Source organism: Pseudozobellia sp. WGM2 (assembly GCF_017810075.1).
In the GTDB taxonomy this organism is placed as follows: Bacteria; Bacteroidota; Bacteroidia; order Flavobacteriales; family Flavobacteriaceae; genus JADNYK01.
Window position 1 is genome coordinate 1 of record NZ_JADNYK010000054.1, and the last position, 436, is coordinate 436.

The window sequence follows — 436 nt, forward strand, 5'->3', positions numbered from 1 at the left end:
CTTCACCCAAGGCTTAGCGCTATCCTCTGGCTATGGCTGGTATTCGTTGTCGGGAATTATCATGACTGATGCGTATGGCGCAGTTTGGGGAAGTGTGGCATTGCTCAATGATTTGTTACGTGAGTTCACGGCGCTACTGTTTATCCCTATGCTGATTCGCAAATACCCAACCACGGCGGTGGGTTTGGGCGGGGTAACTACTATGGATTTTACTTTGCCTGTCATCCAAAGCTCAGGGGGGAATGAAGTGGTACCGCTTGCGATGAGCTTTGGATTTTTGGTCAATATCATCTCACCAGTGTTAATGGTGGTATTTTCAAGTTTTGGCTAATCACACAATCAATACGCGCAAAACTCAACTTGTTGGTCGCCATACGGACTGCGTACTGTCACATAATGCAGACCTTTCATGATAAGTTCAGTAAAAAAATTTGTT

1 protein-coding gene is annotated in these 436 nt (G+C 45.4%); it reads left to right on the top strand.

What is annotated here, in order from left to right; genetic code table 11:
- On the top strand, window positions 1-331 hold a 331-nt coding region (locus IV512_RS19775; protein ID WP_209406495.1), incomplete at its 5' end, for a lysine exporter LysO family protein.
- Window positions 332-436 lie beyond the last annotated feature (105 nt).